Raw genomic sequence first — 14121 nt, forward strand, 5'->3', positions numbered from 1 at the left:
TCGAGACTGCGCACTTGGATACTTCCGTCAAGAACCGTCGCAACGAGCTGTCGCTGGATAGCCTTAATTTCTTCCTCGCCGACGTGCGTGACGGCCTGGGTCCCTATCTGGCGATCTATCTGCTGGCGGTGCACAAGTGGGACCCGGCCAGTATCGGCCTGGTGATGACCCTGGCCGGTGTCGCTGCGCTGCTGGCCCAGGCCCCGGCGGGCGCGCTGATCGACCGCACACAGGCGAAACGGACACTGGTCATTGTCGCGGCATTGCTGGTGACCGGCAGTTGCCTGCTGCTGCCATGGCTGAGCTCTTTCACCCTGGTCGCTCTGACCCAGACCGTCGGCGCCATCGCCGGCTCCGTGTTCGCCCCGGCCATCGCCGCCATTTCCCTGGGCATCACCGGTCCACAAGCCTTCACCCGCCGCACCGGGCGCAACGAGACCTTCAACCACGCCGGCAATGCTTGCTCGGCGTTGCTGGCCGGCGGTTTCGCTTATCTGTTCGGGCCGGTGGCGGTGTTCTTTCTGATGGCGGTGATGACGGTGGGCAGCATTGTTGCCGCCAGCTTGGTCTCGGCCAACGCCATCGATCATGACGTGGCCCGCGGCTTTACCCCGGCGTCGGCCGGCGGCCATGGGCATCCATCCGGGCTAAGCGTGTTGTTGAGCAACCGGCCCCTGCGCTTGTTCGCGGTGTGCTGCGCACTGTTTCACCTGGCAAACGCCGCCATGCTGCCGCTGGTCAGCCAGAAGCTGGCGCTGGTCAATTTGCAGATGGCCACGCCGCTTACCTCCGCTTGTATCGTCGCCGCCCAGTTGGTGATGGTACCGATGGCGATCCTGGTCGGCGCCAAGGCCGACCAATGGGGACGCAAGCCGCTGCTGCTGGCCGGCTTCCTGATCCTGCCCCTGCGCGGGCTCCTGTACGTGGTCTCCAACGACCCCTACTGGCTGGTGGCAGTGCAGTTACTCGACGGCGTCGGCGCGGGTATCTTCGGCGCGCTGTTTCCGGTGGTGGTCAAGGACCTGACCCAAGGCACCGGGCGTTTCAATGTCAGCTTGGGGGCCTTGTCCGCCGTATTCGGCTTGGGTGCGGCACTCAGCCCTGGCCTGGCGGGACTGGTGGTCCACAGCGCCGGTTACGATGCGGCCTTCGTAACCCTGGCGGCGGTCGCCGGGGCGGCGTTCTTGCTGCTGTTGCTGGCGATGCCGGAGACCCGGCATTACTCGACGGTCATGAAGGGTTTTCCGGCGACAAAAACCTCTCCTGCTGCCGCCAACTGAATCCAGGTGGTATCGTTGCGCGCTCTTCGGTGACAGGGATGAATCGGGGAGGCGGCTCAAGAAACCAGCGCTCCCCTCCTCCGTTGATACACAGGGCAGCACCGTTCGGTGAAGAACTGGAGCGGCCCTTGCTACTTGGCCGCCCAGGCGTTGAAACGTTGCTCCAGCTGATCGCCATGGTCGGCCCAGAACGTCGCATCCATTGCCACTTGCCTGGCCAGGTTGGTCTCGTCGGTGGGCATGTTGCTACGGCGGGCGGCATCCACCAGCGGCACGGCGGCGCGGTTCACCGGCCCGTAGGCGATCTGTTGGGCGTAGGCTTTTTGCGCGTCGGTCTGCAAGATGAACTGGATAAAGCGCAGGCCCTCCTGGGCGTTGGTCGCGCCTTTGGGAATGGCAAAGGCATCCATGTCGTAGATACCGCCATTCCAGACCACGCGCAGACTGCTCTCGTTCTGCACCGCTGCGATGCGACCATTGTAGGCCGAGCTCATCACGACATCGCCGGATGCCAGGTATTGCGGCGGCTGAGCGCCTGCTTCCCACCATTGAATGTTCGGCTTCAACTGGTCGAGTTTATGGAAGGCGCGATCCTGCCCTTCTCGGGTGCCGAGCACTTTGTAGACATCCTGGGGGGCGACACCGTCAGCCATCAAGGCGAACTCCAGGGTGTACATGGCGCCCTTGCGCAAGCCACGCTTGCCGGGAAATTTTTCGGTATCCCAGAAATCCACCCAGCCGGTCGGTGCTGTCTTGAGCTTGTCGGCGTTATAGGCGAGCACTGTCGACCACACGAAGAAGCCCACCCCACACGGTTGCACAGCACCTTCCAGAAGGTCGGGGACGAGTTTGGCGATCTCCGGCTGAGTGCCGATTTCCTCCAGCATGCCCTGGTCACAAGCGCGAGCCAGCTCGGGCATTTCCATCTCGACAACATCCCAGGAGACGCTGCCGGTATCGACCTGCACCTTTATTTTCGCCATTTCACCGTTGAATTCATCGACGACGATACGGCTGCCGGTCTTCTGCATGTAAGGCTCGTAGAACGCCTTGACCTGCGCGACCTTGTTGGCACCACCGTGGGACACAACGGTCAGGTCGGCATGCGCTTGTATGGCGGCAGCACAGCCCAGGGCAAGTATGAGTGTGGTACTCAGGATTTTCTGCATTGTTATTGTCTCCGATGAGCCTGGAAAGCCTCCCACGCAAGGAGGCAGCGCCGGGTGCGAGCCTGGTCGCTGACCCGGTACGCCGATGTCCAGTTTTGAAGACCTGGGCAGTGCCCGACAATTAGGCTGAACAATGATTTGAACGCCAACGCTCATACGTCCGTACAAGAGCCTCCACCAAACGGATGAAGGCATCCCAGTTGCCGGCCTCACGGCATGATCAGGAAACTCTTGCGCACGGTTTCGCGGATGTCCCATACGCCGTGACAGTTCGCCGGAAACAACACCGCATCGCCGGCCCGCAGCTCGATGGGCTCGCCTTCGTCCGGAATGAAAACACAGTGACCGGCAACGAAATGACTGAACTCACGCGCCAGCACCTGGCGGCGCCAGCGTCCCGGTGAACACTCCCAGACACCGGTCAGCAGGGCGTCCGGTCCCTCCACGGCATGGGTGGCGGTGCTCGCCACGGGGCTGTCGATGGGTTCGCGTACCGGGACAGCGGCAGGCAGGGCAAGATCGGCGATACTCGCCAACACAATCGGTTGCGGCATAACGGTCTCCTTGGTTTATAGGTTCTTGTCTTCCAATCCCGCCGGCGCCAGGCCGGCGAGTGCACGGTCCAGCCAGGCAGGGCTGCGATTGTCCGCTTCGGCCGCTTCCTTGCGCTGCACCGCACCGCGCACCATCAACCCACCGACATATCGAAATGGCTCCGGCGGAAACAGCTTCGGCTTGCGCCCGACCAACCCGCAATGGCTCCATTCGTCATCCAGCCCCAGCGCCAGGCTGGCGAGAATACGGCCGCCCAGACGGCTCGGCCCAACGCCATTGCCGCTCCAGCCAATGCCGTACACGATGTTCGGTGCGCCCTCCAAGTGACCAAACACCGGAAGGCTATCGAACGTCCGGTCGATGGGACCGCACCACGCATGCGTAACCGGTACGTCACTGAGGTGCGGATAAGTGCGCCGGAAATCCTGCTCGGTGTCCTGGCTGAGTTGCGGATTGTCGTCGTAACTGGCATCCACCCGGCTCCCATAGCTGATCATCCCGGTGCCCTTGCCGAACGCGATTCGCCCGTCCTGGGTGGTGCGGTAGTAGTCGACCATCAGTTGCGAATCGGTGATGGCCTCGCCGCCTGTCCAGCCAATCGACTCCAGGCGATCGGGAATCGGCGCGGTAGCGACAATTGTGCTGGTCACCGGCAAGACCGTGCGCCGCAGCTCCGGGATCGCCGCCGCCCACGCGTTGTTGGCCAGCACGACACTCTGCGCAGCAATCCGCCCCTTCGGCACCTGCAACACGGCAGGCTTGCCACGCTCCAGGCCAATCATGGGGGTGTTCTCGAAGATCTTGATGCCCTTCTCCAACGCCACACGGCGCAGGCCGCGCACCAAGCGCGCCGGTTGCACGGTGGCGTTGCTGATCTCCAGCACACCTTCCAGATGCATCGGTGAGCCGGTTCGACGGGCGACTTCGCGATTGGACAACGGCATGTACACCGCTTCGCCAAGTCGTTGGCAGGTCTGCAGGACATCGTTCCACGCCCCCCGCTGAGCATCGCTGGTGGCCGTCCACAACCAACCGGCGCGACGAAAATGAGCGTCGATCCCATGGGCCGCGCAGAACGCCTCGATCTCACCGATGGCCGCCGCCGAGGCGCGCGCCAGGCGCACCGCCTCATCCTTGCCACACTGGGCCGACAGCGAACTGATCTTTGGCCACCAGGACATGACGAAACCGCCATTGCGACCAGAAGCGCCACCACCACAGATATCCTGTTCGATGATCGCAATCCGGCAGGCCGAATCTTTTTCCAGCAACTGCAAGGCTGTCCATAGTCCAACGAAGCCACCGCCGACGATGGCTACATCCACGGACAGATTGCCCTCCAAGGCAGTCAGCGGAGTCAGCTCGGAGGCAATTTCCTCCAACCATAAGGAACGTTTCATTTACGAATTCCATTAACAGCGATTGATACAACTACATTCAGCCCTCGAACAGGCGGAAACAATCGTCTATTCAATTCAAATGTATGAGCTGGCTCATACAAAGATATGACTCACCCCAAATGCCCCGCTGTGGCGCCACCATCAATGGCGTAAAGCGCACCATTGGTGTACGACGCCTCGTCCGAAGCCAAGTGGAAAATTGCCTTTGCCACTTCCGACGGCAGCGCAAAGCGGCCCAACGGCACCTCTTTCGCATAAGCCTGCATCTCGGCCACCGGGTCTTCAGCCTCGGCAAATAAACTGCCCATCATCGGTGTCTGGACGAACCCCGGGCACACCAGGTTCGAACGAATGCCGTATGAGCCGTAGTCCAGGGCCAGACACCGCACCAGGCCCAGCACGCCATGTTTGGAGGCACAGTAAGCCGCATACCCGGAAGCCCCCCGCACCGAAGCATCCGAGCCGACCGCAACAAAGGCGCCCTTTCGCTGTTCAAGGAAAATCGGCATCGCGTACTTCGCCGTCAGCCAGACTCCAGTGAGATTGATGCCAAGGGTGAAGTCCCATCCTTCCTGCTCCAGGTCATGCACCAACCCCGTGCGCGCAACACCTGCGCAGGCGGCGACTGCATGCAAGGGAATGCCGTGCTTTGCGACGAGTTCGAACGCGCTGCGTACCTGCGCTTCATCGCGTACATCCACAACCTGGCCCTGGATTTTTTCAGCCCCTATCAGCGCTGCCGTGCCAGCCAGACCTGCCTCGGAAATATCACAACCCACCACGTAATAACCTTGGCGCGCGAACTCGGCAGCGGTGGCTTGGCCGATTCCTGAACCAGCGCCGGTGACCAGAACAGCTGCAATAAAATTGTTCATCGTCATCTCCTCGAAACCAACAGCGGCTCCAGGCGTTACGTGAGAGACCTCACCGGCGCTGCAGACCTACTTTCTGACGGCGTCCACCACGGTGAAGCCGAGAAAGGCCATGACGGTCAACAGCACCATGATGTAAGGCAGTGCGCCAAACACGCCGCCGGGATTGGCCGCGAAGTTGTAGATCAGCAATGCGATGAACACCGCGACACCCAGCCCGATGGCAACGACCGTACCTGGCCTGGATTGACCGTCGATCCTGATTTCCCTGATGGCGCCAAAGCCGAGCAGCACGTAGGGCGCAATCCAGAACAGCGAATAGAGGGTCGACAAATAGGCGGTCGATTGCAGCGGCGGCGTTGCAGCCAGAAGCTGCAAGGCGACAGGAATGCAGGCAGCTGCCAGCGTCATCAGCACCGTTGAACCGGTAGGTGAACCGAACCGGGGATGGATCCTGGAGAAAATCTGCGGGATGAAGCGGTCGACCGATGCCGTCGCGAACACCCGGCTGCCGTAGTTCATGAAGGCCACGAGGCTTGCGAACGTAGCGGCGCCCAACAGGAAATCGATGGGCAGTTGCAGGAACTCTATGCCGGCGGCCGTGGCCAGGATCTGCGTGGGTGACTGACCGTTACCCAACGCTTCAAGGTTTTGCCCCATCAAGGGCGCACTCAGAACCAGGATGGCGACGAATGCCAGCCCGGTGATCAGCAACACGTTGCGCAGCAGCAGCGGTACATTCTTTTTCGGGTTGTCCGTTTCGGCCGCGAGCGCTGACAGCGCATCGCAGCCCACGAAATAGGCCAATGCAACAATGGTTCCCTCGGCCAGGCTCGACAGGGATGTTCCCTGCAAAGTCAGCTGCGCTTGCAGGTCTATTCCGGTTTTCGACGCAGCCATGACGGTCACGATGGCGAGCAGCGGCACCGGGAGAAACGACAACCAGGCCGTGATCGAAATCGAAGCGTCCAGCCCCCGCCAGGTCAAGATGCCGGCCAGGATGGAAATGAGGATGGCCGTCGCGGCCTGGAACCAGCCTGACAGCGCAAACGTCACGCCGACGCTATGCAGGAAACTGCTGCTGAACGTCACGAAGCAAGCGGACAGCGCCGCACAGACCATCAGGAATCCCACCAGATAGGATGCCGCAACCACGCGTTGGGGTAACCGTCCCAGAGAGATCCCCACATAAGACAACAGCGAGCCGGTCACTACGTATTTGCGGGCGAACACGTTCACCGCTGCCGTCATGCAAAGTGCGGCCAGCAACGCGAGCGCCATCGCCAGCCATGAGGCGTTGCCCGCATACAACGGCATCGATCCCGCCGCGATAGCGGCGCTTGGTCCCAGCTGTTGTCCGGAGAGTCCCAGGAGGGTCACGCGGGTTAACGATACCTTCTGTTCAGCGCCGGGCAGGCTCTCCCCGATGACGGGGTCGCCAGTGCCGAATGAAGTATCTGCCTGAGTCATTATTATTGTCCCGTCAGGTGAACGCCTGGGCTGATGCCCGCTGTGTGGCTAAACGATCGGAGCGGCATCGCGGTCAAGGTTGTCGTCGGCGGTGCTGATCACTTCAAACTCTGTCTTCAGGTCTAGGTTCAAACAGAACAGCCAATAGAGCATCGCGCCGACAGGAATGCCGACGAAAAAGGCGTAGTCGACACCACCGAAATATCGGGCGATGGGGCCTTGGTAGAACGACAGATACATGAACGGAATCATCGCCAGGAAGGACAGGACATAAGCGGCGATGCCCCGCCAGTTCCACTTTCCGTAGATGCCCCGCACGTTGAAGATTTCCCTGACCGAGTAGCGGCCTTTCCGGACGATGAAATAGTCCACCAGGTTGATCGCCGTCCAGGGCGCCATCAGATAGGCCAACACCGCCAGGACCGTATAGAAGGTGGTATTCAGGAAGTCTGCGGGCAGCAGGACCCCGACTAATGTCGCAGTCACCCCGATCAGCGCAATGGCCTTGATTCTCAGCGCTCTGCTGGGAGACGTCGGCAGCACACTGTCCAATGCAGTGATCAACGTCAGCGCCCCTCCGTAGGCGCACATGCCATTGAAGATCAGCAGTGCAATACCACCGACCGTCAGCACGACGGCACCAAAGCCGGGATAGACCAGATCGCCCGATAGCTGCAAACCCAAGGTAATGGCTTCTTTCGGATACAACGCGGCGCTCATGGCACCGACCGCTTCCATGCCGAACACACCCAGCCCGGCGCCCAGGCCGGTGTAGGCAATAATGGATCGATGACTGGTGGTGGGCGGCATGTAGCGCGAATAGTCAGAGACAAAGAACGCCCATGACAGTTGATAGGCCAACGCGGCAGAGGTGACCATCAGAAAGGGAGTGAACTGGAAGCTGCCGGCCAGGCTGAACAAGCCATCTGGAAGATGACCACCGTACAAAAGCCCCGCAACGTAGATCAGCAACACCACGACCAGGACAAAGGTCGTGTAGCGTTGCCCCACGTGCAGCAGGTTGTAGCCGAAGATCGCTACTGCAATCGATACCAGACCCAATACAACGCCGCCGGTAGTCGCTGAGCTCAAACTCAATTGTTCCGCCGTGGCGCCCATCAGGTTCACGTTCAAGACGATGTAGCCCCAATAGACCAACACCGCCACGAGCCATATGAACAATGCGCCATAGCGACCGAATTGAGGTCGGGTCTGCACCATCTGCGGCAGCCCCAGGTGCGGACCCTGGCTCGCATGCGCGGCGACAGGCAGCGTGCCAAGGAAGGTCCCCAGGGCCAGGCCGATCAAGGTCCAGGCCAGGTTGAGTCCAAGGGCAATTCCGATGGCGCCGGTTGCCAGGCTGAGTAGCTGGGCACTGCCGGCGAACCAGATGGTGGCCTGATCTCCCAGGCGACCGTGCCGCTCACTCAAGGGTACATAATCGATGGATCTTGACTCCACCAGCGTCGCGCGGCTTTCAAGGCCGGTCGCACGCTCAGTCCCGATATTCTTGTTCATGATGCCAACGCTCCACGATTTGCTTGCGCATAAAGTTCTTGTTGTTCGTGTGAGTTCACGCGGGAAGGGAGTTGCGCTAGACGTCAGGAACAGCGCAGCTCCCGTGCGCAGGGAAGGAAGGCTTCGATACCCTCCTCTCACCGCACAGCACTAATGAAACGTGGCTGACTCAGATGTCCGGGCGGGTGTACGGAAACCACCAACCCTGCACGCTTGGCTTGAACTGCATATGCACGTGTTTCACGTCCGTGAAGGCATTGATGCCATCCAGGCCAAGCTCTCGGCCCAACCCCGACATTTTCTTGCCGCCGAATGGCGCGGCAACGTTGTCCTTCAACGGATCGTTGATCCATACGTGGCCGCTGTCGATTTCGGTGGCAGCACGCATCGCCGACTCCAGGCTGGACGTGAAGATGCTCGAACCCAGACCAAAATCGCTGTTGTTGGCGTGCTCGATGGCGTCATCCAGCGAACGGATCCTGCAGAACGTCGCCTGCGGCCCGAACAGTTCATGGCGCGGCTGCTGCTTGTTCGGGTCGGTGATTTCAACAATCGTTGGCTGGAAGAAATGGCCCCGTGGGAAATCGACGCGCTTGCCGCCATGGCGAATTCTCGCGCCCAGACTCTGGAGATGAGCCAGACCGCCTTCGACGCCATTGAGCGCGGCCTTGTTGATCAGCGGACCAATGTCCACATCACCCAGTGGATCACCAATGCGCAGCCTGGAAACCGACTGGACGAGTGCCTCCATGAAGTCATCGTAGATTTTTTCATGGATGAAGAAGCGCTCGGAGCCCGTGCACACCTGGCCGCAGTTCAGGAACGCCGCAAACGTAGCGGCCTGCACGGCCATATCGAAATCGGCATCATCCAGGACGATGAACGGATCGGAGCTGCCCAACTCCAGCAGCAGTGGCTTCATCCGCTCGGTAGCGCCCTGCATGATTTTCTGACCGGTTGGCACCGAACCGGTGAATGCGATCATGTGCGTGTCAGGGTGGGAAACCAGGTAGGCAGAGCCCTTGGCGCCGCAGGTCACGACGTTGAAAATGCCGGGTGGCAAATGGTCGAAGATCTTCGCCAACAGCAACGCAGTCATCGGCGTGACTTCGGAAGGCTTGATAATGCAGGTGTTGCCTGCCGCCAACGCCGCCGCCACCTGCCACGTCATCAGCAGAACCGGGAAGTTGAATGGCAGGATGCTGACGATGACGCCCAGCGGCTCACGCAATACCAGGTTCATCTGGCCCGCCATGTTCGGCTGGACAACCTGCCCACCTTGGGTACGGGCAACCTCGGCCAGATGACGGTAGGCATCGACACTCCACTCGACCTCATCGAGGCTTTCACGCAAGGGCTTGCCACTTTCCTGGGTGAGCAGGCGCGCCAGCTCCGGTGCATGTTCCCTGAGGCGAATCGCGCAGGTGTGCAGCAGTTCGGCGCGTTCGCCCGCCCCTATGCGAGCCCATTTGCGTTGTGCAGACTTGGCAGAAGCAACGACGGCATCCAGTTCGCCGGTGGTTGCCTCGGCGACTTCGGCAAATATCTCCTCCGTCGCCGGATTCTCTACTTGAATGGCGGCGCCTTGGCTTTTTACAAATTTGCCATCGTAATAAATGTTCATCTTCAACTCCTGCTTCTTTTCTAAGTTTTATTGCACTTGAATGTCGATTTACGAATACGCGGGGCGCGCAGTGGCCACATGTTCACGGGCGAACAGGATGGTCATGATGTTCAATACGACCAGCGACACGGATGCGGCGATGAAGCCGTCGGTGTATTGCCCCGTTACGTCCTTGATCACCCCCAGGGCCATCGGGTACACGACGCCACCGAGCAAAAAGCCCAGGCTCATGATGATGCCGTTGGCGGTGGCAGCCAGCTTGATGCCCACCGAGTCGGCGGCAAGGCAGTAGGCCAACGGGATACCGCCATAAGCGAACAAGCCGGAGATGGGCAGCATGGCGGCGAGCAAGGGGTAATTTTTCATCGACAGCGCCGCAGCGCAGCCGAAGAAGGCTACGGTCATGCCCACGCCGGAAATCAGCATCAGGGGTTTGCGCCGACCCAGCCGGTCGGACATCAAGCCGAACGTCACCGCGCAAATCATGCCCACCAGTGGATACAGGGCACCGATCAGGCCGGCATCGCTCTCGCTCCAGCCGTTTTCTTCCATGAGGATGGTGGGGACCCAATAGATGGCCACCGCGTAGGAACCCCAGACGCCCACCAGAAATACCGCGGCAACCAGCACGTTGCGGTGAGTCAGGGCCGCCATGAAGTCTCGGATGACAGATGACTTGCCGACCTCGGCCTGAGTCGCAGGTGTCGCGAAATGCCTGGGTTCTTTCAGGAAGAACAGGCTGACGAGCATTGTCACCACCAGCGCAATGGCCCCCAGGGCAGAACCGTCACGCCATCCATAGGCATTCAGCACATGGGAATAGGCATAGAGAGCGAGCAGTGTGCCTATCCCGTCCGTTGCCAGCATGGCGCCCATGGCCACGCCGGTTTTGCCGGACTGCTCGAACCAGCGCAGCGCGAGGGTGTAAGGCCCGATGAACAAGAGTGGAATGCCGGCACCGAGAAAGATGCGGGACATCAACATCGCTTCGAATGAAGGAACGTAGGCGAAGGCGACTTGCCCGATTGCGGAAATGAACAGACCCAGAACGGTGATCTTCTTGGCACCCCAGCGGTCGACCAGAATGCCGGCAAATGGAAGGATGATCCCGCCGGCCACTGCAGAAGCCGAAGCCAGCGTCCCCACCATCGTATAAGTCATGTTCAGATCGGTCATCATGGTGACGATCTGGGTTGAATAACCGACATAAGGTATGAAAATGGCAACGGTGGCCAGGAAGCACAAGCACAGTGCCAGCCATTTTCCCTGATCATTAACGGGACTGTAGCGGGACATGGTTTTCTCCATTATCTGAAGGGGCTGCAGGCACTCAAACTCCAATCCCTTGGGACACAGCCCCAAAGGATCACTTGAGCGTCTTGCTGTCCTTCGCTTTTTATTATGAGAAGCGCTGAATAACGTCTTACTCAGCGAACCGTTTTGGCTTTGCAAAGAAACGGAAATCGTCGTACTTCTGGCCGTAGATGTACGGCACGTACGCATCACGGTTTGGCAATTCATCAAACCAGGGCACGGTCCAGGAAGAGGCGCCTTCGGCATAGAATGCTTCACCGACGGAAATCACCGGGATGGTGTCCAGAGGGTCCATGGTGGAGCCTGTCAGTTTGAGCGTGCCTTTGCCGACACGGGTAACCCGATAGGATTCTTCGGTCTTCATGCAGTTGAGAACGACGTCGTTCTGCAAGCCGATACCGGTGACGTGAGGTTGAGCCTTGATTTCAAAGTCGTAGTTGCTGGTATCGAGTGGCCCCAGGTCCGGGCCGAACTCAGCACTGATTTCAATCAGCCGCACACCGTTGCGCTCGGTATAACCGTAGGCATCCTTGCCATCGAAATACAATTGCGACGAGGCCAGCTTTTTACCCTCGCCCCACATCTCGCGCCCGATCGTGACCGGCATGTCACCGCTGACGAAGAGGGTCAGCATGGTGGTGCCGGTGAATTCCTTGTAACGGCAATTCAGGTAGATGACGCCACAATCGAACTCGCCGCACAGGGCGCTCTGCCAGCGAGAGACGTTGGCAATTGCAATCGGTTTTTCCGGGAGTTCGAAGCATGGCGGGAGCACTGAGCGCAAGAATTCAAACGTGGTTTCGAATTCGATAGAAACGGATTCTACTGTAAAGCGGCCCTTGGACAGCAAAGCCTGGATTTCCTTTACTTCTTCAGGAGTTTTAACAAAGCCCATGATTATTATCCTTGTGCAATGGTCTGGTTATAGCGTCCGGGACTCACGACCCAAGCCCGAACCCTGTAACTAGAATTGCTCAGCGATCAGCGCGCCAACAATGGTGCGAACATAATAAAATGCAAAAAGCAGCTGTATGATCGTATAGGCTTCAACGTTGGCGCGAGCGCACCCATGTCATTTGTTACGAACAGCGATATATCCGCCGATTAAAGCGCAGGAATTATTATTCAGGGACTGGCATTACAACAAGTACGCGACAGCCTACCCGCTGCCGGCATAAAGATATCTGCAAGACAAACACTCACTCATCTTGGGCCAGTCACTTCCGAGGGTAACTTGCGGACATGGGCTTCCTTCTCGGTACTCGCGGCGCATGGATTTGAAATGCCAGCGATATCCGCCGACTTGAGCGCAAACCATAATATGGCGACGTCATCGGTCGAATCCAAAGACCTGGCGGTAATCTCCTCGATCCTGCGCACTCGATAGACCAATGTTTGTTTATGTATATGCAGCTTGTTAGCGGTATTTATCCAGGATCGGTTGTTTTCCAGAAACGTACGCAGGGTGTGCAACAGTTGGGCGCCTTGAGCGGCGTCATAATCCGTCAACGGCCCCAGGACCCGGCGAAACGCCTCGGTTGCATCATGCAGGCTTTGTGGCAGCCAAGGAGAATTCACCCCAGTGTCCGAGTAGAAACTGAGCGGGCTATTCTTGGTGGTATGGGCCAACGCCAGGCGCGCTTCGCGCAGCGCATTCGCACAATCGTCCACATGTTCAAGGAAATCGCTCACGCCCACTTTGATCAACAGATTGGACTGAAAATCGCGGACGGTTTCATCAGTCCAGAACAGCGCAAGAACCTCCTCGCCCTGCACCCTTAATATGAGGTCGATGCCATGCCGCACCAGCGCCTCGTCAATCTCCTCGATCGACAGCGCGCCCAAACGGGCGACTGCGAGCCTCAAGTGTGAAACATCCGCGCCACACGCTGCTAACCGTTCCTCTGCCTGTCGAGGCAACACACGCTTGTGCAGGAGGTCGTCGATCAGTTCGCTCCCTTGGCGCAACTTGGTTTCCCGGTCGACCCGGAGTCGTTCGAGTTCAATTCCGATAACGGCAACGATGTGATGCAGCAGACCGTAGTCCAGCGCTTGCGCACTGTGGGCAGCCAGCAGGCAACCGCGGTGAGAAGGCACGGACACCAGCACGGTCTCTCCGTCCGCCACCGCGCACCGCTGGACAATGGGTGTGCCGTGGGCGGCTCTCGGACGTTGAAGTATGGCCTCGCGATGGAGCGCAGGAAGCTCAGCCAATCCGGCCATCCACGGGTCCAAGGAGCGTGGGTCGACCAGATGCAGCACCGCTCCTACGTCGACCTCCAGGCGCTTCAGCAGTCCCGGCAGCCCCAAGCCCTGGATGCTGATGCGGGCGGTCTCATACACGTGGGTGATGGCGTTGCGCCGATCGTTCTCCAGCTGTTTGTAGGCATTCACCACCGCCTTGGTAACGGCTGAAAACGGAACACCATACTCGGTCATCAACACCGGAAAACCCAACGCCTTGGCCGCCGCGAACAGTTCGTCAATATCCGCTGGGGCCTGCATGTTGTCACCAATCATCAGCCCTGCCAGCCCACCGACGTGCAGGCGCTCGACATACAGCCGCTGCTCGCCTGGATCCGCCGGAATACCAATGCCCGTGGTCATCAGCAAATCCCCCTTCCCCAGCCATTCGGATGGGTCGGCGAGCTCGCAGACGTGTGCCCAGCTCACTGCTTCGTCACACCGCTGCGCACCGCATATGACACGGGTGCGCAGTTCAGGCGTCAGGATCAGATCGTTCAAGGTCAGGGGCATGGTCAGTACATCGAAATGAATGATAGGGCTCGGCCCGGCGGCCGGGTCCGGTGAAAGTCTTCCAAGGCAATAACCTTGCCATGAATAACGATGGCGCTGATGGACGCACGGCCAGCGGCAATCGTGAGCCGCAGAGGCTGGCGAGCACTTCCTTGATGAGTC

Annotated in this window: 11 protein-coding genes; 1 reads left to right on the forward strand and 10 read right to left on the reverse strand. The window is 59.5% G+C overall.

Features of this window, described 5'->3' with window-relative positions:
* The first annotated feature begins 14 nt into the window (after positions 1-14).
* Entirely contained in the window at positions 15-1280 is a 1266-nt protein-coding gene (locus tag LOY35_RS14520) for an MFS transporter (RefSeq protein ID WP_258623875.1), read from the forward strand.
* A 131-nt stretch (positions 1281-1411) separates the two neighbouring features.
* On the opposite strand, the gene LOY35_RS14525 is transcribed toward LOY35_RS14520, so the two are convergent.
* The 10 genes from LOY35_RS14525 to LOY35_RS14570 all read right to left on the reverse strand — a co-directional run bounded on the left by LOY35_RS14525 (position 1412) and on the right by LOY35_RS14570 (position 13959).
* Positions 1412-2449, reverse strand: coding sequence for an ABC transporter substrate-binding protein (locus tag LOY35_RS14525; RefSeq protein WP_258623876.1), 1038 nt, complete (start codon positions 2447-2449; stop codon positions 1412-1414).
* 209 nt (positions 2450-2658) lie between these two features.
* Positions 2659-3003 (reverse strand): cupin domain-containing protein, encoded by a 345-nt coding sequence (locus LOY35_RS14530; RefSeq protein WP_258623885.1) that lies wholly within the window; start codon positions 3001-3003, stop codon positions 2659-2661.
* 15 nt (positions 3004-3018) lie between these two features.
* A complete protein-coding gene (locus tag LOY35_RS14535; RefSeq protein ID WP_258623889.1) occupies positions 3019-4404 on the reverse strand; it encodes an FAD-binding oxidoreductase in 1386 nt (461 codons plus the stop codon).
* Positions 4405-4514: 110 nt separating this feature from the next.
* Positions 4515-5279: an SDR family NAD(P)-dependent oxidoreductase gene (locus LOY35_RS14540; protein WP_258623893.1), complete on the reverse strand. Its 765-nt coding sequence runs from the start codon at positions 5277-5279 to the stop codon at positions 4515-4517.
* 66 nt (positions 5280-5345) lie between these two features.
* Positions 5346-6746, reverse strand: coding sequence for an APC family permease (locus LOY35_RS14545; protein WP_258623896.1), 1401 nt, complete (start codon positions 6744-6746; stop codon positions 5346-5348).
* A gap of 48 nt (positions 6747-6794) precedes the next feature.
* Complete coding sequence (locus tag LOY35_RS14550) at positions 6795-8264, reverse strand: cytosine permease (RefSeq protein WP_258623900.1); 1470 nt, start codon at positions 8262-8264, stop codon at positions 6795-6797.
* A gap of 169 nt (positions 8265-8433) precedes the next feature.
* Positions 8434-9888, reverse strand: a complete 1455-nt coding sequence (locus LOY35_RS14555; protein ID WP_258623904.1) for an aldehyde dehydrogenase — start codon at positions 9886-9888, stop codon at positions 8434-8436.
* A 48-nt stretch (positions 9889-9936) separates the two neighbouring features.
* Entirely contained in the window at positions 9937-11184 is a 1248-nt protein-coding gene (locus LOY35_RS14560) for a nitrate/nitrite transporter (RefSeq protein WP_258623907.1), read from the reverse strand.
* A gap of 127 nt (positions 11185-11311) precedes the next feature.
* On the reverse strand, positions 11312-12097 hold the full coding sequence (locus LOY35_RS14565) for an acetoacetate decarboxylase family protein (RefSeq protein WP_258623915.1): 786 nt from the start codon (positions 12095-12097) through the stop codon (positions 11312-11314).
* A 308-nt stretch (positions 12098-12405) separates the two neighbouring features.
* Positions 12406-13959 (reverse strand): PucR family transcriptional regulator ligand-binding domain-containing protein, encoded by a 1554-nt coding sequence (locus LOY35_RS14570; protein WP_258623916.1) that lies wholly within the window; start codon positions 13957-13959, stop codon positions 12406-12408.
* Between the last annotated feature and the right edge of the window lie 162 nt (positions 13960-14121).

It is taken from the genome of Pseudomonas sp. B21-028 (genome assembly GCF_024749045.1).
In the GTDB taxonomy this organism is placed as follows: Bacteria; Pseudomonadota; Gammaproteobacteria; order Pseudomonadales; family Pseudomonadaceae; genus Aquipseudomonas.

Coding starts and splice junctions, on each gene's coding strand:
- LOY35_RS14525 (WP_258623876.1), bottom strand. CDS start 2,449: ATGCAGAAAATCCTGAGTACCACACTCATACTTGCCCTGGGCTGTGCT.
- LOY35_RS14530 (WP_258623885.1), bottom strand. CDS start 3,003: ATGCCGCAACCGATTGTGTTGGCGAGTATCGCCGATCTTGCCCTGCCT.
- LOY35_RS14535 (WP_258623889.1), bottom strand. CDS start 4,404: ATGAAACGTTCCTTATGGTTGGAGGAAATTGCCTCCGAGCTGACTCCG.
- LOY35_RS14540 (WP_258623893.1), bottom strand. CDS start 5,279: ATGAACAATTTTATTGCAGCTGTTCTGGTCACCGGCGCTGGTTCAGGA.
- LOY35_RS14545 (WP_258623896.1), bottom strand. CDS start 6,746: ATGACTCAGGCAGATACTTCATTCGGCACTGGCGACCCCGTCATCGGG.
- LOY35_RS14550 (WP_258623900.1), bottom strand. CDS start 8,264: ATGAACAAGAATATCGGGACTGAGCGTGCGACCGGCCTTGAAAGCCGC.
- LOY35_RS14555 (WP_258623904.1), bottom strand. CDS start 9,888: ATGAACATTTATTACGATGGCAAATTTGTAAAAAGCCAAGGCGCCGCC.
- LOY35_RS14560 (WP_258623907.1), bottom strand. CDS start 11,184: ATGTCCCGCTACAGTCCCGTTAATGATCAGGGAAAATGGCTGGCACTG.
- LOY35_RS14565 (WP_258623915.1), bottom strand. CDS start 12,097: ATGGGCTTTGTTAAAACTCCTGAAGAAGTAAAGGAAATCCAGGCTTTG.
- LOY35_RS14570 (WP_258623916.1), bottom strand. CDS start 13,959: ATGCCCCTGACCTTGAACGATCTGATCCTGACGCCTGAACTGCGCACC.